Annotated in this window: 18 protein-coding genes; 6 read left to right on the forward strand and 12 right to left on the reverse strand. The window is 69.1% G+C overall.

Translation table 11 applies throughout. From position 1 onward, the window contains the following. Window positions 1-163 precede the first annotated feature (163 nt). Window positions 164-3,184: a sensor histidine kinase gene (locus H162_RS0116820; RefSeq protein WP_020654653.1), complete on the forward strand. Its 3,021-nt coding sequence runs from the start codon at window positions 164-166 to the stop codon at window positions 3,182-3,184. Between the two features lie 26 nt (window positions 3,185-3,210). Here the strand turns inward: H162_RS0116820 and H162_RS0116825 are convergent, their stop codons facing one another. From H162_RS0116825 to ribA, 4 genes are all read right to left on the reverse strand, one after another. Then, window positions 3,211-3,570, reverse strand: coding sequence for a VOC family protein (locus H162_RS0116825; RefSeq protein ID WP_020654654.1), 360 nt, complete (start codon window positions 3,568-3,570; stop codon window positions 3,211-3,213). A 317-nt stretch (window positions 3,571-3,887) separates the two neighbouring features. Beyond that, complete coding sequence (locus H162_RS0116830; RefSeq protein WP_020654655.1) at window positions 3,888-4,847, reverse strand: FHA domain-containing protein; 960 nt, start codon at window positions 4,845-4,847, stop codon at window positions 3,888-3,890. Beyond that, window positions 4,844-6,271, reverse strand: a complete 1,428-nt coding sequence (locus H162_RS0116835) for a S1 family peptidase (protein ID WP_026354747.1) — start codon at window positions 6,269-6,271, stop codon at window positions 4,844-4,846. Before H162_RS0116835 ends, H162_RS0116830 begins: the two co-directional genes overlap by 4 nt. Window positions 6,272-6,346: 75 nt before the next feature. Then, the gene (ribA, locus tag H162_RS0116840; RefSeq protein ID WP_020654657.1) at window positions 6,347-6,997 is read right to left on the reverse strand and encodes a GTP cyclohydrolase II; all 651 of its coding nucleotides are present in this window, start codon (window positions 6,995-6,997) and stop codon (window positions 6,347-6,349) included. Window positions 6,998-7,192: 195 nt separating this feature from the next. On the opposite strand from ribA, the gene H162_RS0116845 reads away from it, so the two are divergent. Beyond that, the gene (locus H162_RS0116845) at window positions 7,193-9,478 is read left to right on the forward strand and encodes an ATP-binding protein (protein ID WP_020654658.1); all 2,286 of its coding nucleotides are present in this window, start codon (window positions 7,193-7,195) and stop codon (window positions 9,476-9,478) included. Window positions 9,479-9,497: 19 nt separating this feature from the next. Here H162_RS0116845 and H162_RS0116850 read toward each other — a convergent pair whose 3' ends face one another. The 5 genes from H162_RS0116850 to H162_RS0116870 all read right to left on the reverse strand — a co-directional run bounded on the left by H162_RS0116850 (window position 9,498) and on the right by H162_RS0116870 (window position 14,462). Continuing rightward, a complete protein-coding gene (locus H162_RS0116850) occupies window positions 9,498-11,171 on the reverse strand; it encodes a hypothetical protein (protein WP_020654659.1) in 1,674 nt (557 codons plus the stop codon). A 36-nt stretch (window positions 11,172-11,207) separates the two neighbouring features. Beyond that, the gene (locus H162_RS0116855) at window positions 11,208-12,638 is read right to left on the reverse strand and encodes a glycosyltransferase family 2 protein (protein WP_020654660.1); all 1,431 of its coding nucleotides are present in this window, start codon (window positions 12,636-12,638) and stop codon (window positions 11,208-11,210) included. After that, window positions 12,635-13,684, reverse strand: coding sequence for a HEAT repeat domain-containing protein (locus tag H162_RS0116860; protein WP_020654661.1), 1,050 nt, complete (start codon window positions 13,682-13,684; stop codon window positions 12,635-12,637). Before H162_RS0116860 ends, H162_RS0116855 begins: the two co-directional genes overlap by 4 nt. A 57-nt stretch (window positions 13,685-13,741) precedes the next feature. Then, the gene (locus tag H162_RS0116865; RefSeq protein ID WP_020654662.1) at window positions 13,742-14,140 is read right to left on the reverse strand and encodes a response regulator transcription factor; all 399 of its coding nucleotides are present in this window, start codon (window positions 14,138-14,140) and stop codon (window positions 13,742-13,744) included. 106 nt (window positions 14,141-14,246) lie between these two features. Then, complete coding sequence (locus tag H162_RS0116870; RefSeq protein ID WP_020654663.1) at window positions 14,247-14,462, reverse strand: DUF3820 family protein; 216 nt, start codon at window positions 14,460-14,462, stop codon at window positions 14,247-14,249. 60 nt (window positions 14,463-14,522) lie between these two features. Here H162_RS0116870 and H162_RS0116875 point away from each other — a divergent pair, with 60 nt between their 5' ends. Then, the gene (locus H162_RS0116875) at window positions 14,523-14,942 is read left to right on the forward strand and encodes a DUF1810 domain-containing protein (protein WP_026354750.1); all 420 of its coding nucleotides are present in this window, start codon (window positions 14,523-14,525) and stop codon (window positions 14,940-14,942) included. Window positions 14,943-14,948: 6 nt separating this feature from the next. On the opposite strand, the gene H162_RS0116880 is transcribed toward H162_RS0116875, so the two are convergent. After that, a complete protein-coding gene (locus H162_RS0116880; RefSeq protein ID WP_020654665.1) occupies window positions 14,949-15,374 on the reverse strand; it encodes a DUF7684 family protein in 426 nt (141 codons plus the stop codon). Between the two features lie 153 nt (window positions 15,375-15,527). Between H162_RS0116880 and H162_RS0116885 the strand changes: the two genes are divergently transcribed. From H162_RS0116885 to H162_RS0116895, 3 genes are all read left to right on the forward strand, one after another. Continuing rightward, window positions 15,528-17,102, forward strand: coding sequence for an NYN domain-containing protein (locus H162_RS0116885; RefSeq protein ID WP_026354751.1), 1,575 nt, complete (start codon window positions 15,528-15,530; stop codon window positions 17,100-17,102). Window positions 17,103-17,193: 91 nt separating this feature from the next. Then, window positions 17,194-17,613: a hypothetical protein gene (locus H162_RS0116890; protein WP_040787620.1), complete on the forward strand. Its 420-nt coding sequence runs from the start codon at window positions 17,194-17,196 to the stop codon at window positions 17,611-17,613. A gap of 138 nt (window positions 17,614-17,751) precedes the next feature. Further along, the gene (locus H162_RS0116895) at window positions 17,752-18,918 is read left to right on the forward strand and encodes a glycoside hydrolase family 1 protein (RefSeq protein WP_229452115.1); all 1,167 of its coding nucleotides are present in this window, start codon (window positions 17,752-17,754) and stop codon (window positions 18,916-18,918) included. 12 nt (window positions 18,919-18,930) lie between these two features. Here the strand turns inward: H162_RS0116895 and H162_RS0116900 are convergent, their stop codons facing one another. Continuing rightward, window positions 18,931-19,734 (reverse strand): YdcF family protein, encoded by an 804-nt coding sequence (locus tag H162_RS0116900; protein ID WP_020654669.1) that lies wholly within the window; start codon window positions 19,732-19,734, stop codon window positions 18,931-18,933. A 263-nt stretch (window positions 19,735-19,997) separates the two neighbouring features. Next, the gene (ampC, locus tag H162_RS0116905; protein WP_020654670.1) at window positions 19,998-21,248 is read right to left on the reverse strand and encodes a class C beta-lactamase; all 1,251 of its coding nucleotides are present in this window, start codon (window positions 21,246-21,248) and stop codon (window positions 19,998-20,000) included. Between the last annotated feature and the right edge of the window lie 9 nt (window positions 21,249-21,257).

Genomic DNA, 21,257 nt, shown 5'->3' on the forward strand with positions numbered 1-21,257 from the left:
GATCGATCCGCTGAATGGAATGCCATATAGGCGCGAGCAGCCCCCAGAGCCGGCTGGGTGGTCCAAACTCGTCCATACAAGCTGGTCCATAAGATTGCAATATGCTTTAATAACATTTTACATTTTTGCCTTATTGCATTTTTCGCAAAACGGCCGACCGCCTGTGAAGTGTATCTTTCTCCTGTTTGCCCTGCTGGGATGGGCGGCGCCCGCCGCGGCCCTGGACGCCGCCCTGCGCCTCGACGCCTACCACCACGACGTCTGGAGCGGAAAACACGGCGCGCCGCGCGAGATCGACGCCATGGCGCAGACGCCTGATGGCTGGCTGTGGCTGGGAACCACCTCCGGCCTGTACCGCTTCGACGGCGTGAAGTTCGAAGCCTTCGTCCCGCACGCGGGCGAGAGCCTGCTGGGCCGGAGCATCACCGCCCTGGTGGCGCGCCCCGACGGCGAACTGTGGATCGGCTACACCTTCGGCGGCCTGAGCGTGCTGCGCGACGGACGCCTGCACCATGTGGCGCCGAAGCGCGGCGACCCGGTCGGCGCCACCTTCAGCATCGCCTTCGAGCGCGACGGCAGCGCCTGGGTCGCCTCGACCACCGGCCTGCTGCACTACCGCGACGGCGGCTGGACCCGCGCCGACGCGGCCTGGAACTATCCGGGCAAGCGCGCCGAATACGTGTACCGCGACCACTACGACCGCCTGTGGGCCTCGGACGGCAAGCTGCTCCACCTGCTCGACCGCGCGCGGCGCCGCTTCGAGCCGGTGATGGAAGTGGGGGACAACCCGCTGCTGCTGCCTTCGCCGGACGGCCGCATCTGGGTCTCCGACGGCGAGATGGTGCGCAGCCTGCCCGCGCCCGCAGGCGGCCTGCGCCCGCCGCCGCCATCGAGCGTGCATGCCAGTTCGTTCCAGAGCCTGTTCGACCGCGACGGCAACTACTGGAAGGGTAACTGCCCCGTGGGCCTGTGCCGGGCGTATCCGGCGACCTGGCAGGCCGGGAAGGGCGCCTTCCACCACCGCACCAGCGACGAGCGCCTCGACCAGCCCTGGCAGATGGCCAGCCTGAACGTGCATTCGATGATGGAGGACCGCGAAGGCAACCTGTGGGTGGGCACGGTCGCCGGACTGGAACGCTTCCGGCACAACAAGCTGGTCAAGGTGGGTTTTCCCGCCGACGCCGAGCGCCTCAGCCTGGCGCAGGACGCCAGCGGCGCCACCTGGGCCACGACCCAGAGCGGCGGCGACGCCGGCCACCTGTGGCGCATCCGGGACGGCCTCGCCGTGCGCGAGACCACCTCGCAGACCACCTATATCGTCAACCGCGCGCGCGACGGCAGCGTCCTGGTGGGCGGCAAGCGCCGGATCGAGCGCAGGCTGGGCGAGCGCCTGCTGGCCACCTATCCGCTGCCGCCGGTGCAGGACGGGGAGAACCCGCGCAACTTCGTGATGTTCGCCGTCGAGGACCGCGACAGCATCTGGGTCGGCATCGGCGGCCGCGGCGTCTACCGCTGGCACGACGGCAAGTGGCTGCCGCCGGCCAGCCACCCGCAGCTGCGCGGCCTGCTGTTCGCGGCCGTCGATGCGCAGGGCCGGACCTGGTTCGGGCTGCGCAACAACCGGGTGCTGATGCGCGACGGCGAACGCTGGCGCGAGTTCGGCGAGCGCGAAGGCGTGGCGCTGAGTTCCGTCCTGTTCATCGATGCGGGCAAGGAAGTCCTGATCGGCGGCGACAACGGCCTGGCGGTGCTGGAGGGCGAGCGCTTCCGCCCCGTGCCGGCGGAGCAGCCCGACCTGCTGTCGAACGTCTCCGGCGTCGCGGTCACGCCGGATGGCGACCGCTGGCTGAACACCAGCCGCGGCCTGCTGCACGTGCGCGCAGCGGACTGGCGGCGCAGCATGCTCGATGCGCAGGCGCCGCTGCGCGCCGCGCTCTGGGATGACGTGGACGGCTACCCGGGCGGCGCCGAGACGATCGCGCGCCTGCCGTCCGCGTTCGCCGCCCACGACGGCAAGGTCTGGGTGGCCGGCACGGCGGGCGCCGCCTGGTTCGACCCGGCCCGGCTGCGCCGCAACGCCCTGGCGCCGCCCGTGCAGGTCCAGGCCCTCACGGTGGGCGGCCGGCCTTACCGGCCCGGCGAAGTCGCCGCCTTCGCGCCCGGCACCGACCAGCTGCAGGTCGACTATACGGCGCTCAGCTACACCATGCCCGAGCGGGTCCGCTTCCGCTACCGGCTGGTCGGCCTCGATCACGGCTGGCAGGAGGTCGGCGCGCGCCGCGTCGCCTACTACACCAACCTGGGACCGGGCAGCTACCGCTTCGAGGTCGGCGCCATCAACGAGGACGGCGTCGCCAGCCCGGTCGTGGCCACGCCCGCCTTCGAGATCCGGCCGCGCTTCTACCAGAGCCGCTGGTTCGCCGCCCTCGGCGTGCTGCTGGCCAGCCTGGTGATCTACCTGCTGTACCTGCTGCGCCTGGCGCAGGTGACGCGCCAGTTCCATGCGCGCCTCGAAGAGCGGCTGCTCGAGCGGGAACGGATCGCGCGCACCCTGCACGACACCTTCCTGCAAAGCCTGCAGGGGCTGATCCTGCGCCTGCAGGGCGTGGCGATCCGGCTCGCGCCCGGCAGCGAGGCGCGCACCCAGCTGGACAACGCGCTCGACCTGGCCGACAAGGTGGTGGCGGAAGGGCGCGACCAGGTCATGGACCTGCGCCTGGTCGAAGCGCCCTCGCTCGACCAGGCGCTGGAGGAAGCCGCGCAGCTGCTGCGCGCCGGCGACCAGGTCCAGGTGCATATCCACACGGCGGGCCAGCCGCTGCGCCTGTCGCCCGAGCTGCACTACGAGGTCTACAACATCGGACGCGAGGCGCTCGCCAACGCCTTCCGGCACGCGCGGGCGAGCCGGATCGACATCGAACTGGTGTGGGAGCCGCGGGTCCTGAGGATCGCGGTGCGCGACGACGGCGTCGGCCTGGACGAGACGATCCTGGCCCATGGCCGCCCGGGACACTGGGGCCTGACCGGCATGCGCGAGCGCGCCGCGCGGATCGGAGCGGTGCTCGTGATCCGCAACCGGAGCGGGGGCGGCGCCGAGGTGCAACTGAGCCTGCCGCGGCGGCTGCTGGCGGCCGGCCGCCGCGCACCGGCGCCGGGCCGCAAGGCGGAGCTCAGCGAAGTCTGAGGCTTACTCGAGCTCTTCCGGCGTGCTCATGCCGGCGGGAAAGGCCGGGCGGGCGGCGTCGCCAGCGTGATGACGTTGCCGTCGGGATCGCGCAGCTGCGCCAGCGTCGAATAGTCGCCCGGAATATCGTCCCCGAGCGCGATCCCCAGGCCCTGCAGCCGGTGGCGCTCGGCTGCGAGATCGTCGACGTAAAGGAACATCACGCCTTTGCCGGCTATCTCGCCGCTACTTGAAAGCATCAGCCCACCCTGGTCGAAGAGCTCCCACTGGACCAGCGTGTCCATCGGCCGGTGATACGGTCCGCGACCGAGCAGTTTCGTATACCAGTCTTCGGCCGCAGCAAGGTCTGCGGTGAGCAAAGCGGTGTAGATCTTCTTCGGGTTCATTGATTCTCCTCTGCGCCGGACCCGGTGTGACCGATGCCGGCAATGACGAGAAGACTTCATTCTATAGGAGACGCGTGAAGGCACCTAAGTGCTAAAACATGGGAGGAATGAAAGTCCGGAAATGGGCCGAAAGCGGTCCTTCGCCAACGCTCAGTATACGGCGCTTGTTGCTCGCAAGAGAACAGAGGTCCTGTTAAGAGGTTCCAGGCCGAATAGTCGGTGCCTGTGTGGATGATCCAAGCCTATGGGCCGCGTTTCCAGAAGCGGCCGTGTCAGGTCGCAGATGCAATCGGTCGAGCCAGCTCCAGGCCAGGCACTCAGGGCTGCTCGACGGCCTTGCGTCCGCGCTCCGCATCGATCCCGGCGCGCATCGCGCCGACCTGGCCGATGTAGTCGGCGACCGGGGCATCGGGGCTGGCGCGCATCTCGGGCGGCAGCAGCACCGACATGTAGAGTTCGTCGGCCATGCGCCCGTAGCGCTGCTCGTTCCCGACCAGCACCAGGCCCGATGCCAGCAGGGCCAGCCCGGCGCAGATGGCGCGCAGGCGCCGGCGCAGCTGCGGCTTGACGGTGGCCAGGTGGAAGTAGATGGTGCCGGCGACGGTCGCCACCGCCACGTGCGAGCCATAGCGGGTCAGCCACTCCCACGAATAGGCGTAGGCGAGGACGCCGGCCAGCAGGCGGAAGCCGACCAGGGCCGCGACCCCGCAGCCGAAGATGAACACATGCCGTCCCAGCCGCGCATGGCGTCCGAACAGGCGGTTGTTGAAGGCCCACAGCGCGCTCCACAGCAGGCAGATGCCGACCCCGATGGCGAGCGCCTGGACGTAGCGTTCCAGCCCGTAGACGCCGCGATCGGTCAGCCAGGCGACCACCAGGGCCACCAGGCCGGTGAGCAGGGTTCCCGCCGCTCCCGGCAGCAGGCCTTCCCAGCCGTGCATGGTGCGGTCGCGCAGTTCGGGCAGGACCGGGTGGTCGGCCCCGCGCACCCGCAGCGAGGTGTGCCCCATGCGCACCACGGTGTCGCCGCCGAGGGCGAGCGCCTTCACGCGCCGGCCCTTGTGCACGATGCCGTTGCGGGTGTCGAGGTCGCGCAGCAGCAGCTCGCCGTCGGGACCGGCCTCGATCACGGCGTGGTGCGGGGCGGCGTATTCGTCGTCGACGATGAAGTCGTTGTCGTAGGCGCGCCCGAGCCGGATCGGCAGCGACGCCAGGCGGTGGCGGTGCAGCACTTCGCCATTCCGCGCCAGCATCTCGATGGTCCAGGGGCCGTTCATCGGCGTCCGCTGCGCCCGAAGGCGCCCAGGAAGGCGCGCGTCACGCGCAGGCCGTTGTCGTAGGAGACGCCGGACACGTCGAGCCGGCTTTGCAGGCTGGCCTGGGCGGCGTCGGTGCTGGCCGTCAGCAGGGTGAAGTTGTACAGGCCCTCGAACTTGCGGTAGGCGCGCACGCAGGTCACGGCGCGCAGCGGCAGCGAACGCGTATGCACGAAGCGCTCGGTACAGAACGGCTTGGTCAGGCGCGGATCGTCGGTGTTGCCCAGGTTGTCGACGTTGAACAGGCTGCCCGCCAGCGCGCCGAAGCGCAGCGGGTGCATGCTGCCCGAGCGGATGTACTGGTGGGTCATGGCCACCTGGCCGGTCTGCTGCGACTCCGAGACGAAGACCGCGGACTGCATCACGCAGCTCATACCGTCCACGATGAACGCGGTCTCGGCCTTCACGTTCGAGCGCCCCCAGCAGCGCACCTGGCCGGAATCGCGCACCGGCACCAGGTAGGGCCCCATGCCCTTCAGGGTGAGCGGTTCGTCCAGCAGGCGGTCGACCATGCCGCCCTGGTGCGTCAGCAACTGCTGGCCGATCAGGGGATTGAAGTCCTTCGGCGGGCCGGGCTGCGCCGCGACCTGGCGCAGCAGCTCCTGCGCATACTTGACCGGCACCAGGAAGCTCACCGATTCGCCGTCGCGCCGGCGCGAGACGTTGATGCCGGCCACGGTGCCGCTCGCGGTGATGCTGGGGCCGCCGCTCATGCCGGAGTTGATCGGGCCGCTGAAGATCAGGCGGTTGTAGAAGCTGCGCGTGAACACGCCGTTGTAGGCGCCTTCGGAAATGGCGAAGCCCAGGTCGAGCGGATTGCCGAGCGAATACAGGTATTGGCCCTGGCTCAGCCGCACCGGCCGTTCCGGGACCTTGAAGAAGCCGCTGCCGTTGCGGTTGATGCGCACCACCGCCAGGTCGTGCAGGACGTCGACCGCCATCAGCTCGACCGGCCCGGTATTGCCGTCGGTGTCGATGTACTCGGCGGTGTAGACGTCGGGATCGAGCGCCATCTGCGACACCACGTGGTAGTTGGTGAGCGCCAGGTTGCTGGTGCCGACCAGGAAGCCCGAACCGACCGTGGACTGGGTGCGTCCGTTCTTGAGCAGCATGCGGATCTGCAGCAGGTCGCCGCGCGCCGCGGCGTACAGGTCCTGGGCCGCCGAGGAGGGCGGCGGCAGGGCGTCCTGCGGATCGACGTCGCCGGGGCCGGGCGCCGGCGGCGTGGCCGCGGGCGGGGTGGTGTTCGGCATCGGCATGGGCGCAGGCGCGGTCCGGCCGGCGGGAGTCGGCTGGGCGGGACGGCTGGCGGGCGGCGCGGACGGTGCTGTCGCCGCGCTAACCGTCAGGCAGGACAGCAGGAAAGCGATGGCAACCCGTTTCATGCATTCTCATGATGACAAGACGAAGATGCCTATCTTGCCACCGGATGGGCAGCTTGTGCGCGCGTTAGAAGGTTTTCAGGGTTCGGCGCGGGCCGCGATGGCCTCGGCCAGTGGGGTCATCATGTGTCCCAGCTTGGCCTGCTTGGTGTTCAGGTAGCTGTCGTTGAAGACGTTGCGGTTGACCAGCAGCGGCACGCGCTCGGCGACCTCGATGCCGAGGCGGGTGAGGGCGTCGATCTTGCGCGGGTTGTTGGTCATCAGGCGCACCGCCTGGATGCCGAACTGGTTCAGCATCGGGCGGCACAGCTCGTAGTTGCGGGCGTCGGCGTGGAAGCCCAGCTGCAGGTTGGCCTCGACCGTGTCGGCGCCGGCTTCCTGCAGGCGGTAGGCGCGGATCTTGTTCACCAGGCCGATGCCGCGGCCTTCCTGGCGCAGGTACAGCAGGATGCCGCGGCCTTCCTCGGCGATGCGCTGCAGCGCGCCTTCGAGCTGGGCGCCGCAGTCGCAGCGCTGCGAGAACATCACGTCGCCGGTCAGGCATTCGGAGTGGATCCGCGCCAGCACCGGTTCGCCGGTGGTCAGGTCGCCCAGGGCCATGGCCAGGTGCTCCTTGCCCGTCGCCGGCTCGACCCAGGCGTGCAGGGTGAACTGGGCCCAGGGCGTCGGCAGCGTGCACGAGGTGGCGTAGTCGAGAAGGGCTGGGCTGGCGGTGGCGGTGGCTTGCATGAGGTGTTCCAATCGTTGCGTGATTGCTCGTAGCCGGCAAGTTTACCGGAAATCCGTTATGGCCGTGCGGAATCCCCGGGTATCCCATAGGAATGATCGCGCCACGGGCTACCCTTCCCGGGTGAGCTGCGTGCCAATTGTCCGTCCGGCATCTCTGCTGTGGTACGCTTTCGGCTTCGCTTTTCCCGAGTCTCCATGCCGATCTTCCGCTTCCTGCCTGAACGCCTGAAACCGCACGGCCTGGGGGCCTGGCTGGCGCTGGCCTTCTCCTCGCTGACCGTGGTGCTGACCCTGCTGCTGGTCGAAGTGGTCGAAAGCGCCTCCACCGAACAGGTCAAGAGCACCATCGGCCACGGGCTGGGCGAGCTGGCGCTGCAGACCACCGACAAGCTCGATCGCGGCATGTTCGAGCGCTACCGCGAGGTCAGCCTGATGGCGCGCCGGCGCGACCTGGCCGATCCGTCCACCAGTACCGTGGAGCGGCGCCGGATCCTGGCCGACATGCAGGACACCTACTTCTACTACGAATGGATCGGCATGGCCGGCCTGGACGGCAAGGTGCAGGTCGAGGCGCGCGGCCTGCTGGAAGGCGCCAACGTGGCGCAGCGGCCCTGGTTCCGCGACGCCCTGCGCGGCACCTATGTCGGCGACGTGCACGAGGCGGTGCTGCTGGCCAAGCTGCTGCCGATGCAGGAGGGCGAGCCGCGCCGCTTCGTCGACGTCGCCTTCCCCTACCTCGACGCGCTCGGCAAGCCGGCCGGGGTGCTGGGCGTGCACCTGTCCTGGCAGTGGGCGCGCGACGTGGAGCGCTCGATCATCGCCCCGGTGCAGGCGCGCGGCAGGGTGCAGGCGCTGATCGTCAGCGCCGAGGGCGTGGTCCTGCTCGGTCCCGACGACCTGCAGGGCAAGACCCTCGACCTGGCCAGCCTGCGCGAGGCGCGCCAGCAGCGCAACGGCTTCATCGAGGAGCACTGGCCGGACGGCCGCACCTACCTGGTCGGCTATGGCGCCACCAGGGGCCGCGGCATCTATCCGGGCCTGGGCTGGAAGGTGCTGGTGCGCCAGGATATCGAGGACGCCTACCGCCCGGTGCAGCGCCTGCGCGCGCGGGCGCTGTGGAGCGGGGCCGCGCTGGCGGTGCTGTTCTCGCTGGCCGGCCTGCTGGTGGCGCGGCGCATCACGCGTCCGCTCGGGGAGCTGGCCGAATCGGCCGACCGCCTGCGGCGCGGCGACAGCAGCGCGCTGGTGCCGAGCACGGACGGCTACGACGAGGTGCGCAAGCTGTCCGGGGCGCTGAATGCGCTGGTGGCCAACCTGGTGCAGCGGCGCGCCGAGCTGCAGGACCTGAACGCCAACCTCGAGCACCGCGTCGAGGAGCGTACCCGCGACCTGGAGCGCGCGCTGGTGGCGGTGCGCGCCAGCGAACAGCGCATCGGCGCGATCGTCGAGTCGGCGCAGGACGCCTACATCGCGGTCGACCGGCGCGGCATGATCACCGACTGGAACCGCAGCGCCGAGCGCATGTTCGGATGGAGCCACCACGAAGCGGTGGGCTGGCCGCTGGCGGAGCTGGTGGTGCCGGAGCGCTTCCGGGCCAGCCTGGGCAGGGCGCTGCATGCCTACCGCCAGACCGGCAAGCTGGGCGCGATCGGGCGGCGCATCGAGCGCACCGTGATCGACCGCCAGGGCGCCGAGTTCATGATCGAGATGACGGTGGGGCTGGCGGGGCAGGGAGAGGGCGCGTTCTTCAGCGTGTTCCTGCACGATATCTCGGAGCGCAAGAAGATCGAGCGCATGAAGAACGAGTTCATCTCGACGGTGTCGCACGAGCTGCGCACGCCGCTGACCTCGATCCAGGCCTCGCTGGCGATGCTCGACGAGGGCATGGCGGGCGAACTGCCGCCCGACGCGGCGCACCTGATCCGCATCGCCGGCCAGAGCAGCGAGCGGCTGGTGCGGATGGTGAACGACCTGCTGGACATCCAGAGGATCGAGTCCGGCAACATCACGTACCACCGCCTGTCGCAGCCGCTGCTGCCGCTGCTGGAGCACACGCTGGGCGCGATGCACGGCCAGGCGCAGCAGGCCGGGGTGGCGCTGCGGCTCGACCGGCCGCAGGGCGCGGAGCTCATCACCGCCGCGATCGACCATGACCGCATCGTGCAGGTGCTGACCAACCTGCTGTCGAACGCGGTCAAGTTCACGCCGGCCGGCAAGGCGGTCACCCTGGGGCTGTCGCAGCGCCAGGGCTGGGTGCGGATCACGGTGACGGATGAAGGACCGGGCATCCCGCCGGAATTCCACGGGCGGATCTTCCAGCGCTTCGCGCAGGCCGATTCGGCGGATTCACGGCAGCGCGGCGGGACGGGGCTGGGACTCAGTATCAGCAAGGCGATCGTCGAGGAGCATGGGGGGACGATCGGGTTCGAGACGGCGCAGGGGCAGGGGACCAGGTTCGTGGTGGAGTTGCCGTCGACCTGAGGCAAGTCCTTGAATGGCGCTATCGCCACTCATGCAAGGCAATCCCCGCAAACCCCTTCCACGCCCCGAACGTGCTCTCCAGCTTCGGCAGCAGCCTGGTGAGCGCCCCTTTGTCAGCATGGAAGGTCGTCGCCGATCCATCGATCCTGCGCGAACCGGTCAGCCTGAACGCCTGCGCCTGCGGATGCGACGCCGGTTCGCGCAGCAGCACCAGGAGCTGCTGCCCGCCCAGTTCGAACATCAGCATATCCCCCTTGGCCCCGGCCTCGAGCCGGCGATAGCGGCGCTGGACCTCGGCGCCGATCGGCCCGGCCTCGAGCGCGATGCGCACCTGCTTGCCGTGCGCCGCGGCCCAGTCCAGGAAGGGCACGGCGAAGCGGTAGATCTGCCCCGGATCGGTGCGGTAATCCATCACCGACAGCATGTCGGCATGCCGCGCCAGCTCGCGCAGCAGCTCGGTCTTGCTGTCCCACCAGAACGGCACCACGAACTCCAGCCGCATCGCGCCGGCCGCCTCGCGCAGCTGCGCGGCCAGTTCCAGGTAGCGGCGGTCGCGTTCCGACGGCGCCAGCACGTGGGCCGGGATCAGGTAGGGCTCGACGTCGAACTGCATGCCCTTCAGGCGCGCCGCCGGTTCCGCGGCCGCGTTGTAGGCCGCGTAGGCGCGCGCCCGCGCGGCGGTCGGGGCCTGCTGGGCCGGCATGATCATGTGCGGGTCGCCCTCGACCGCGGTGATCGCGATCCCGCGCGCGCCGGCGTCGCGCACGAAGGCGGCCAGCGCTTCCGGCTCCGCCACCTTGCCCTCGGCCAGCGGCACGGTGATGAACAGTTCGCCGATCTTTTCGGCCGCCGCCCAGTCGATCAGCGCCGCGCCGCGCTCGCGCCATTCGGTGCGGCGCCAGATCCAGGTCGAGCGCGGCGCGCGCGTGGCGGCGGCCGGCTCCAGGCTCAGGGCGTCGAGCGCCAGGCTGGCCGCCGCGTTCGGGCACAGCACCGTGAACTGGCGCCACTGGCCGGGCTCCAGCCCGCCGGGCAGGGGCAGGCGCGCGCTGGCCTGCCTGCCCGTCGCGGCAAGCGTGCCCATGTCGCGCGCGCCCTCGCGTTCGGCCAGCGCCGCGTCGGCAACCTGCCAGGCGAACTGGCCGCTGCCGGAAAAGCTTGCCTGCAGCCCCAGCTCGGCGCGCGGCAGGAACCAGGGGCCGCGCAGCAGCACGCCGGCGGGGCGGCTGCCGGCCTTGCAGTCGATGCGCAGACGGCCGTTCTCCAGGCGCGCCTGCACCCTTTCCTCGATGCCGAAACTGCGCACCCCCATCGCGTCCAGCAGGTTGTCCCCGAACGGCATCGGTCCAGCCGGATCGGGCTCGGGCTTCGATGGCAGCAGGGTGTGCTCGCTGACGTCGAAACCGCCGTCCTTGTCGTCGCCCTGCAGCAGGATGGTCTGCTCCGGATTCGCGTCGCGCGGCAGCGGATACACCGCCTGGACGCGCGCGGCGTCCAGGCCCAGGCGCAGCGCGCGGCAGCCCGGGACGGCGGCGGCATCGACGACCACCGCGCGCAGGCGCGTCTCGTCCGGGGCGGTGATGCTGGTCCCCACGGCCCCGGCGGGCGCCCCGGCGGCGGGGCACAGGTGCAGGGTGGCGGCGTGGACGCCTGGCGCGCTCATGAGCAGGAAAGGAAGCAGGTAGCGGGACATCGGGTCAGCCCAGGGAAAAATAGAAGGATGGCGCGCTCACTTCTGCGTGCCGCTTTGCCAGGTGCCCTTGCGCTTCATCGCGCCCCAGCTCGATTCCTTCTGGGTCGCCCAGCGCCACATGCCGGTCAGGCGCCACCAGGAATTGAGCTGGCGGTAGCCGAAGTTCTCCAGGATCACGACGGCGCCCAGGACCAGCAGCTGCTTGCCGCGCGGGTAGATGTGGAAGGACATCTCTTCCAGCAGCAGGCCGGAGGCCGACAGCAGGATCCCGAGCCCGACCGCCACGAACAGGAAGGCGCCGAAGGCCTGCCACGAGATCAGGCCGGTGAAGAAGGCATAGGCCATGAAGGCGTAGCCGCCCAGCTCGACCAGCGGGCCGAGCCACTCGAACAGCAGCATGAAGGGGAAGGCCACCCAGCCGGGCACGCCGCCGTTGCGCGAGAACGGCAGGCCCCAGTTGGCGTTCAGGCTCTCGGCCAGGCCGCGCTGCCAGCGGATGCGCTGGTTCTTCAGCGTTTTGAAGTCTTCCGGGGCCTCGGTCCAGCATACCGGATCGGGCACGAACTCGATCCTGTAGGGCTGGCGCTTCTCGCGCAGCAGGCGGTGCATGCGCACCACCAGTTCCATGTCTTCGCCGATGGTGTCGCGCCGGTAGCCGCCGGCCAGCACCACCGCGTCCTTGCGGAACACGCCGAACGCGCCCGAGATGATCAGCATGCCGTTCATCGACGACCAGCCCAGGCGCCCGAACAGGAAGGCGCGCAGGTATTCGACCACCTGGAACAGCGCCCAGATGTTCTTCGGCAGGCCGACGTCGGTGAGGAAGCCGCCGCTGACCTTGCAGCCGTTGGCCACCCGCACCGTGCCGCCGGCCGCCACCACGGTGGGGTCGCGCAGGAAGGGTTCGGTGACCTTGGCCAGGCTGTCGCGCTGCAGGATCGAGTCGGCGTCCACGCCGCAGAACAGCGGGTAGCGCGAGGCGTTGATGCCGGCGTTGAGCGAGTCGGCCTTGCCGCCGTTGAGCTTGTCGATCACGCGCACGTTCGGGTAGCGCGTGGAGCGGTACACCTGGCGCACCTCTTTCGTCTGGAGCTGGCGCCGGTAGGCTTCGGGGAAGGGCAGCAGGGCGAACTCGCGCTTGAGGACGTCCAGGGTGCCGTCCTTCGAGCCGTCGTTGATGACGATGATCTCGAATTCCGCATAGCTCAGCTGGAGCATCGAGCGGATCGAGGCGGCGATCGTGGCTTCCTCGTTGTAGGCCGGGACCAGGATGCTGACCGGCGGCTCCAGGCCGGAATAGGCGCGCGGCAGCTCGGAAATGAACAGTTCCTGGCCCTTGCGGTGCAGCGAGCGCAGCGCGAACAGGTTGAGCGACAGGTAGCCGGCGTTCAGCGCGATGAAGTAGCAGAACACGAACCAGGTGATGAAATCGACCAGCAGCTGGCTGAAGTTCGGGCTGGACATCATGCGGTCTCCTCCTCGGCCAATACCTGTTCCAGCATGTCGGCGGCGAAGCGGTCGGTGACCGAGGCCCGCACCGCTTCCAGGTCGGCGCGGCTCAGCGCCGGCAGTTCGCGCAGGGCCTGGGCCGCGCGGTAGCGCACCCACCACTGCGGATCGGCCAGCAGCGCGGTGAGGCGCTCGGCGTCGGCCTTCTCGCCGATCCGTCCCAGGGCGCGCGCGGCCTGCACCCGCACCTGCCAGTCCTCGTGGCCGAGCAGGGCGCGCACGTCGCCGATGGTGTCGGGGGTGATGACGCTGCGCAGGCCGGCGATCACCACCGGCACGGCGCTGCTCCGCAGCGCGCCGGCCAGGACCGGGCCCGGCAGCGGCACGCGCAGCGCCTCGGCGATGCGCAGCGCGCGCGGCAGGCGTTCCTCCGGGAGCCCGGGCAGGATGCGGCCCAGCACCGCCGCGGTCGGGGCGGCGGCCTGCTGCAGGATGCCGGCCACGTGCGACAGCGCCCAGTCCTCGCGCTCGATGAACAGCGGGGTCAGGTAATCGGCGGCGGCATCCGGGTCGACCCGCACCAGCGCCCACAGGGCGGTCAGCGAGAGCGCGCTGTCGGCGAGGCCGGCCAGCGGCAGCAGGTGCGGCCAGGCGGCGCGGTCGCGCAGGTGTCCCAGCACCAGGGCCGCCAGCAGGCGTTCCTCGCGCGCGCCGCGCGCCAGCATGGTGCGCGCGAGCGCGTCCACGCCCAGGCTGCGCGCCATCTCGTTCAATGCCTCGGTGGCTTCGCCGCGCAGCGATCCCTGCAGGTGGACCCACAGGCGCAGGAAGGGCATGCGCTCGCGGGCGGACAGCGCCGGCAGCGCCGGGCTGTCGCCGACGATCACCTGGTTCAGCAGCGGGCGCCAGCGCGCCAGCACCCGCGCCTCGCGCCGCTCGCGGCGGCGCAGGGCCAGGCGCAGCAGGACGATCTGCACGCCCAGCAGCAGGGTCAGGCCCAGCGCGATGCTGCCGGTCCAGACGGCGATGGTGACGAAGCTGCTAGAAGACTGGGCGAGGGACAAGGTGGTCGCCTTTGCGGTCGTCGCGATAGACAGGGAACGGCGCCGGCGCCACGACCGTCATGGACCGGTCCTCAGGTGGCGGCGCACGCGCGCCAGCAGTTCGTTCGGCTGGAAGGGCTTGATCACGAAGTCGCTGGCGCCGGCGTCGAGGGCGCGCACGGTGTCGCGCTCGGTGTTCTTGGCGGTCAGCATCAGGATCGGCACCGTCGCCCAGCCGGCCCGGTCGCGCACCAGGCGCACCAGCTCGAAGCCGTCCACGTAGGGCAGCATCACGTCGAGCAGGATCAGGTCGGGTACGCCCCCGGCCGTGGCGATGTGTTCGCTGGCGGCGCGGCCGTCGGCCAGGTGCGTGACGCGATAGCCCTGGCGCTCGAGCATGAAGCGCAGCACCTGGGCGATATGGTCGTCGTCTTCGACCACCAGCACCAGCGGCGGGGAAGAATTGTCGTTCTGCATAAGTGTGTTCCGGTTGGCAGCCCCGATTATACCGACGACTGCTGCCCTGGGGCTGCTACTGTTGCTACGTAGCAGCATGTCGGGATGGCATGCGGCGTAGCCCGTGTCAGCGGCGGCCGCGCAAGGGATCGAGCAGGGCGCGCAGGTCGTTATGATCGAGCTCGTACATCAGGGCCAGCAGCTGGCCCAGCTCGCCGCGCGGAAAGCCTTCGCGCGCGAACCAGCCGAGGTAATGGCCGGGCAGGTCGGCGATCTTGCGGCCCTTGTATTTGCCGTATGGCATCTCACGGACGAGGAGCAGTTGCAGGTGGTCGGAATTCATGGCGTGTGGCGCTTGTCTAACAGGCTTGACGTTGTAGCATGTCGGGACAGGGAGGGGAATATGGATACAGGTGTTGACCTTGAACGCTTCGTCCGGGCCCAGGCGCCGGTGTACGACACGGTCGTGGCCGAACTGCGCGCCGGACACAAGCGCAGCCACTGGATGTGGTTCGTCTTTCCGCAGGTGGCAGGGCTGGGGAGCAGCGAGATGGCGCAGCGCTATGCGATCGCATCGAGCGACGAGGCGGCCGCCTACCTGGCGCATCCGCTGCTGGGGGCGCGCCTGCGCGAATGCGCCGCCATCGTGGCCGCCCTCGATACCGATACGATCGAGGACGTCTTTCCCCATCCGGACCAGCTCAAGTTCCACTCGTCGATGACGCTGTTTGCCGACGTGGCCCCGGACGAGGCGGTGTTCCAGGCCTGCATCGACAAGTACTACGACGGCCGCCCGGACCGCGACACGCTGGCCCGGCTCTAGTGGGTCTCAGGCCCGGGCGTACAGCGCTTCCAGCTCGTCCTTCCTGTCGCGCGTGGCGATGTGGAGGATGAGCGTCGTTTCCAGCGCCAGGGCGGGATGCCTGGCGCGGTGCCTGGCGAACCAGAAGACTTCCTCCAGGTCCTCGTCCTCGTCCCAGGTGGTCAGGACGCGCTTGTCTTCCGGGATGTCGTCGTAGTCGAAGGCTTCCAGCGCCGCGTCGTCGACCGACTCGGCCCAGCTTTCGCACTTCTTGCCCCAGGCCAGCAGGAAGCGGCAACCGGAGGCGACCAGCCAGCGGGCGGCGTCCCAGCGCCACATTTCGTCGGCGTCGTCGTCGACCACGAGGATGGCGGCAAACGGCGCGTGCCGTGCGATGTCCGGCAGCTCGCCTTCGGGAAGGATCTGCAGGTAAGTGAGGTGGGGCTTGTGCATCGGTTCATTCTGCGGGATGGGTCAAGATGCGCATTTTGACAGAAGCGCCGGGGGAGGGGGCATGCATGATCGACATGCGCGTACCGTGCCACGCAGCTTGTTGCGTATAATCGCCGCTAGCTTGTCCTATTATTACCAGAGAACAATAAACTCATGGCTTCATCTTCCGACAATATCAGCATGGCGGTGTTTTGCGACTTCGAGAACGTCGCACTGGGCGTTCGCGACGCCAATTACGAAAAATTCGACATCAAGCCGGTGCTGGAGCGGCTGCTGCTCAAGGGCAGTATCGTCGTCAAGAAAGCCTACTGCGACTGGGACCGCTACAAGGGCTTCAAGTCGACGATGCACGAAGCGAACTTCGAGCTGATCGAGATCCCGCACGTGCGCCAGTCCGGCAAGAACTCGGCCGACATCCGCCTCGTGGTCGACGCCCTCGACCTGTGCTACACCAAGTCGCACGTGAACACCTTCGTCATCATCAGCGGCGATTCCGACTTCTCGCCGCTGGTCTCCAAGCTGCGCGAGAACGCGAAGCAGGTGATCGGCGTGGGCGTCAAGCAGTCGACCTCCGACCTGCTGGTGGCCAACTGCGACGAATTCATCTTCTATGACGACCTGGTGCGCGAGCAGCGCCGCGCCGCCGCCAAGCGCGACGAGCGCAAGGCCCAGCCCCAGGCCCGCCGTCCGAGCGACGACCGGCGCAAGGAAGAACTCGAGGCGCGCAAGGTGCAGGCGCTCGAGATGGTGGTCGAGACCTTCGATGCGCTGGTGTCCGAGCGCGGCGACTCCGGCAAGATCTGGGCGTCGCTGCTGAAGGACACCCTGAAGCGCCGCCGTCCCGATTTTTCCGAGACCTATTACGGCTTCCGCACCTTCGGCAACCTGCTCGAGGAAGCGCAGACGCGCGGCCTGTTCGAGTTCGGCCGCGACGAGAAGTCCGGCACCTATGTCTACCGCAGCGCGAATGCCCCGACCCTGATCCCCGCTGCCGAGACGGTGCCGGCGTCGGCGTCCGACGCGCTGGCGATCGAGGAGGCGCCTGCCTACGAGGCTGCCCAGGAAGAGCCGTCCGGCGCCGACTCGCGCCGCCGCGGCCGTGGCGGGCGCAGCGGGCGTGGCCGCGCCGAAGCGCCGGCGCCGGTGGAGGTGCCGGTGGAGGCGGCGGAAGCGGAGGTGCTGGAACTGACCACGGCGGGCGTCGGCGAACCCGCGCCGGCGCCGGAACAGGTCCAGGCGGATACGCGCCGCCGCGGCCGCGGCGGACGCAACCAGCGTGGCCGCGCCGAAGCGCCGCCGGTGCTGGAAGTGGTGGCGGAGGCGCCGGTGGAGGTGCCGTCGGACGTGGCGGAACCGGAGGTGCTGGAAGTGACCACGGCCGGCGTGGAAGCGCCGGCGCCGGCCGCCGGCCCGGCTGGCGACGATGCCGCGGCCCCGGCCAAGGAACGCCGCCGTCCGGCGCGCAAGCCGGCTGCGAAGAAGGCGGCGCGCGTCGCCGAGGTGGCGGCCGAGGACAATGCCGCTCCGGCGCCCGAGCCCGCGGCGCCGGCGCCTGTCGCCGAGGCGGTTGCAGAGGCTGTTGCCGAGGCGGGTGGCGAGGCCGGCGACGACGCCGACAAGTCCGCGCGCAAGAAACCGGTGCGCGGCGCCCACAAGGCGCCGGCCCGCAAGAGCGCGCCGCGCGGGCGCCGTCCGGCCAAGCCGAAAGGCACGCCGGACAACGGCTGATGCAGCACCGGCGCGTGCGCCATGCACGCGCCGGCGATGCAATAATCGTCAGGCCTGCGGTGGTGCAGGCTGACCGTCGAAGGAGCCTGCCATGCGAGTGCCTGCCGCATTGTTGCTGTTGTCCGTGCTGGGCGGTCCGTCACTGGCGGCGCCGGCGGCCGACCACCCCATCCTCGGCATCTGGCGGCTCAGCCTGCCGGAACTGGGCTGCTCCGAAACCTACCGCTTCCGCGGCGACGGCACCACGCTCGTCACCAGCGCCGAGGAAGTATCCGAGAGCGAATTCAACATTCCCGACAAGCCCAGCGCCAAGGGCTTTTATCGCCTCGACGACCGCATCACCAAGGACAATGGCAAGAAGGATTGTTCCGGGATGATCATGAAGGTCGGCACGCGCGCCACCAATTTCATCCGTTTTCATCCGTCCGGCGCGCTGTTCCTGATGTGCCAGGACGAGTCCATGGAGGCCTGCATCGGGCCGTTCGAGCGCGTGAAGGGCGAGGAAGCCTAGCCCGTTCGGCGACGTCGCTTCCGGCTGGAATTGCGCAAGTGAAACCAACAGGAGAGTCGCATGGCACGACGTCCGGGGATCTTTCCCACATTTTTTCTATCCGGCTTTGAATGCTCCACCTTCTTGTGGGGCAATAATGTGCGGCGTAACCTGGTGGCGGAAACCAGGCACGACCTTCATGCCGCCGAGGATTACCGGATCCTGAGCAGCCTGGGCATCGCCGTGGCCCGCGAAGGCATACCGTGGCCCATGGTGGACAGGGGCGGCTGCTGCGACTTCTCGTCCATCGATCCCTTCATCGAGGCCATGAACGCGTCAAGCGTCATCCCGATCTGGGACCTCTGCCACTATGGCTACCCGGATGAGCTCGACCCGTTTTCCGACGCCTTCGTGAGCCGCTTCGCGGCGTACTGCCGCGCCGCCGCCGAATACGTGCTGCCGAAGGTCCGCGGCCCGCATTTCTTCACACCAATCAACGAGATCACCTTCTTTTCCTTCTGCGCCGGCGAATGGGGCTGGGCCGCGCCCTATCGCTGCAGCCGGGACGACAGGATGCGCCTGCGGCTGGCGCTGTGCCGGGCCGCGATCGCCGGCGTGAAGGCGATACGGGAGGTCGATTCCGATGCGCGCATGGTGCACGTCGATCCGCTGGTGCGGGTCGTGGCGCCGCGCGACCGCCCCGACCAGGTGGAGGCCGCGCACCACGAGACCATGGTCGACACCTTCCTGTCCTGGGACATCATCTCCGGGCGGGAGCATCCCGAATTCGGCGGATCGCCCGAGATCCTGGACATCGTCGGCGCGAACGCCTATTCATTCGGACAGATGGAATACCGCGAGCGTGGACCGCATGCGCCGCTGCCGCCCGGCGACGAGCGCATCGCGCCGCTGTGCGACATGCTGGACATGGTGTGGCAACGCTATCGCCGGCCGATGATCATCGGCGAGACCAGCGGCCTGTTCGATGGCCGCGCAAGCTGGCTCAGGGATGTGATGGGGGAGTCGCTGGCGGCGGTGCGTCGCGGCATGGATCTGCAGGGGATCTGCCTGTTCCCCGGGGTCGACATGCCGGACTGGCATACCGGTGCGTGGGTGAAGAACGGCATCTGCGACCTGGTCGAGGAAAACGGAGACCTGAAGCGGGTGCCGAACCAGGAGTACGTCGATGAATTGCGGCGCTGGCAAAAGGAGCTGAACCGGGTCACCCGGCTGGACGAGGATCCGTTCAGCGATCCGGTGGAACTGCAGGATGTGATCGATGCGGCGCATCGGCTCGACATGCAGCCGGACAAGGACTGGCACTGAGCGACCGGGCGGTCAACCTGCGCCGGCGTCCGCACCGCGCGAGCGCAGGCTGTACCAGGCGATGCCGAGCAGTTCGTACACGGCATACCAGGAGCGGCGCATGCCCTCGGCGCTCGGCACCCAGGCGCCGAGTCCCTTCGACTGCTGGCCGAGGAACATGGTCGGCGCACTGACCACCTCGAGCCCGGCGCGTTCGAACGCGGCGCGGGCGCGCGCCATGTGCATCGCATCGGTCACGAGGAGGATGCGCCTGACGCCATCCGTGCGCAGCAGCGCGGCGCTATGGGTCGCGTTCTCGCCGGTATCGCGGGAGCGCGTCTCGACCCATTGCACCGGCACGCCGAAATCCTCGCGCAGCGCCGTCGCCATCGCATCGGCCTTGGTATAGGCGCGCTCCTCCGCGGCGACCCCGGCTCCGCTGGCGCCGTTGCCGCCACTCACGAGTACGGGCAGCCCGGTACGCCGCTGCAGGTGCGCCGCGTAGCGCAGGCGCGCCAGGGCGACGTAGTCGGGGATGTCGCGGTCGCCGTATTCGGGCGCATGCTGCACCCGCCCGGCGGCGAGCACGACAATCGCCTGCGCCCCGGCGCGTTCGGGAGCCTGGAGGGGCGAGGTCAGCCGTTCGAGCGGCGCGACGAACAGGCGTGCGCCGGCGGTACTGGACAGGAAGGCCAGCGCCGCCAGCCCGGCGCCGGCGACCATGCGCCCGGCGCGCGGCCAGCGGCGCCAGATCGCCAGGCCGACAGCGATCAGCAGGAACAGGCTGGCCGGAGGAAGGAAAAAGTCGCGGGGGATGGCGTTGATCAGCTCGAGCACGGTGTGGGGGCGTGAGTTGCATTCAAGATGCAGGCAGCCAGAGTAAACCGCAAGCGGAGGCGTGACGTCAAGAAATCCCGGGTGGCGCTGTCATCCGGAAAGCTAGTGGGTCACTTGGCAACGGGAGTGGCCAATAAAAGCGATGGATTTTTGCGCCAGGCCAGGCGCAAACCGCAGCGATAGCTGGCTATCGCGAGGATTTGCAACAACGCCTGGCGCAAAAAGACGCGCTTTTATGCCACGATCTGCTGCCAGGTGACCCACTAGTTCGTGCTCGGCGAGAGTTGCTGGAGGATGGCGTGGGCGGCCTTGACCCTGGCCGGAATCGGATAATTCTTGTTCGCCAGCATCACGATACCGATCTTCTTGCCAGGCACGAAGGCGACATAGGCGCCGAATCCCCTCGTGGAGCCAGTCTTGTCGAACAGCGTGCCGGGTGGAGGCGCGCTTGGCGGATTCAGTTTCCTGGCCGGATTGGCCGAACGGATCATGTGCTCCGCATTGCCGGCCAGTAGACGTTCCAGGCTGACGGGGTAGGGGAACTGCTCCCACCCGAGCCCCTGCACCATGGCCCCGGTGTCGAAATAGCCGGTGTGGGTGCCCTCCACCGCGCGCCGGACCGGTCCATCGAGCCGCCGTGGCTCGATGTTCGCCTGCACGAAGCGGATCATGTCGGCGGCCGTCGACTTGACGCCATAGGCTTCGGCGTCGAATACCCCCGGACTGACCCGGACCGGCTGGTTCGCCCTGTCGTAGCCCCACGCATAATTCGCCATCGCCTTGTCCGGCACGCGGACGTGGCTTTGCTTCAGGCCGAGGGCAGGGAACAGCCGGTGCTCCAGGGCGTCGCCAAAATCTGTCTGCAATGCGAGGGCGGTGACATGGCCGAGCAGGCCGATGCTGGGATTGGAATACCTGCGCCGGGTACCGGGTTCGGCCTCGGCTTGCCAGTGCCGGAAAAAGGCGAGCATCCGCTTGTCGTCCGTCACCTCGTCTGGAAACTGCAGGGGCAGTCCCCCGGCGGCGTAGGCGCCCAGGTCGAGCAGGCTGGCCTTGTCCACCGCGCTGCCCTTCAGCGCGGGAAGGTAGGCGCCCGGGTGCTCGTCCAGGGACAGTTTGCCGAGGGCCTGGGCGTAGCAGGCCAGGGTGGCCGTGAAGGTCTTGCTGATGGAGCCGAGCTCGAACAGCGTGTGCGCGCTGACCGGCGTCGCCTGCTCCCGCGACGCCACGCCATAGTTGAAGAAGTGGGCCCGGCCATCGACGGTGACGGCGACCGCCATGCCGGGCACGTCGTACTTCGCCATGAGCGGACGGATGGCGCTGTCGACGGCGCGTTCGATGCGCGCGGCGTCGGAGGCGGCCCGGCTGCCGAAGGGCAGCAGGCAAACGAGGGCGATTGCCAGGCAGGCGACAGGTCTTGGCCAGATGTTCAAGGACTTCTCCAGTTCTTCGTTCGACAGGTGTGGTGAGCCGAAGTATAGGGACGGCAGGGCTGGCGGGAACAGCGCGGTCATCCCGGCCCT

This window comes from Massilia niastensis DSM 21313, assembly GCF_000382345.1.
GTDB lineage: Bacteria > Pseudomonadota > Gammaproteobacteria > Burkholderiales > Burkholderiaceae_D > Telluria > Telluria niastensis.

Coding starts and splice junctions, on each gene's coding strand:
- H162_RS0116825 (WP_020654654.1), bottom strand. CDS start 3,570: ATGAACCCGAAGAAGATCTACACCGCTTTGCTCACCGCAGACCTTGCT.
- H162_RS0116830 (WP_020654655.1), bottom strand. CDS start 4,847: ATGAACGGCCCCTGGACCATCGAGATGCTGGCGCGGAATGGCGAAGTG.
- H162_RS0116835 (WP_026354747.1), bottom strand. CDS start 6,271: ATGAAACGGGTTGCCATCGCTTTCCTGCTGTCCTGCCTGACGGTTAGC.
- ribA (WP_020654657.1), bottom strand. CDS start 6,997: ATGCAAGCCACCGCCACCGCCAGCCCAGCCCTTCTCGACTACGCCACC.
- H162_RS0116845 (WP_020654658.1), top strand. CDS start 7,193: ATGCCGATCTTCCGCTTCCTGCCTGAACGCCTGAAACCGCACGGCCTG.
- H162_RS0116850 (WP_020654659.1), bottom strand. CDS start 11,171: ATGTCCCGCTACCTGCTTCCTTTCCTGCTCATGAGCGCGCCAGGCGTC.
- H162_RS0116855 (WP_020654660.1), bottom strand. CDS start 12,638: ATGATGTCCAGCCCGAACTTCAGCCAGCTGCTGGTCGATTTCATCACC.
- H162_RS0116865 (WP_020654662.1), bottom strand. CDS start 14,140: ATGCAGAACGACAATTCTTCCCCGCCGCTGGTGCTGGTGGTCGAAGAC.
- H162_RS0116870 (WP_020654663.1), bottom strand. CDS start 14,462: ATGAATTCCGACCACCTGCAACTGCTCCTCGTCCGTGAGATGCCATAC.
- H162_RS0116875 (WP_026354750.1), top strand. CDS start 14,523: ATGGATACAGGTGTTGACCTTGAACGCTTCGTCCGGGCCCAGGCGCCG.
- H162_RS0116880 (WP_020654665.1), bottom strand. CDS start 15,374: ATGCACAAGCCCCACCTCACTTACCTGCAGATCCTTCCCGAAGGCGAG.
- H162_RS0116885 (WP_026354751.1), top strand. CDS start 15,528: ATGGCTTCATCTTCCGACAATATCAGCATGGCGGTGTTTTGCGACTTC.
- H162_RS0116890 (WP_040787620.1), top strand. CDS start 17,194: ATGCGAGTGCCTGCCGCATTGTTGCTGTTGTCCGTGCTGGGCGGTCCG.
- ampC (WP_020654670.1), bottom strand. CDS start 21,248: ATGACCGCGCTGTTCCCGCCAGCCCTGCCGTCCCTATACTTCGGCTCA.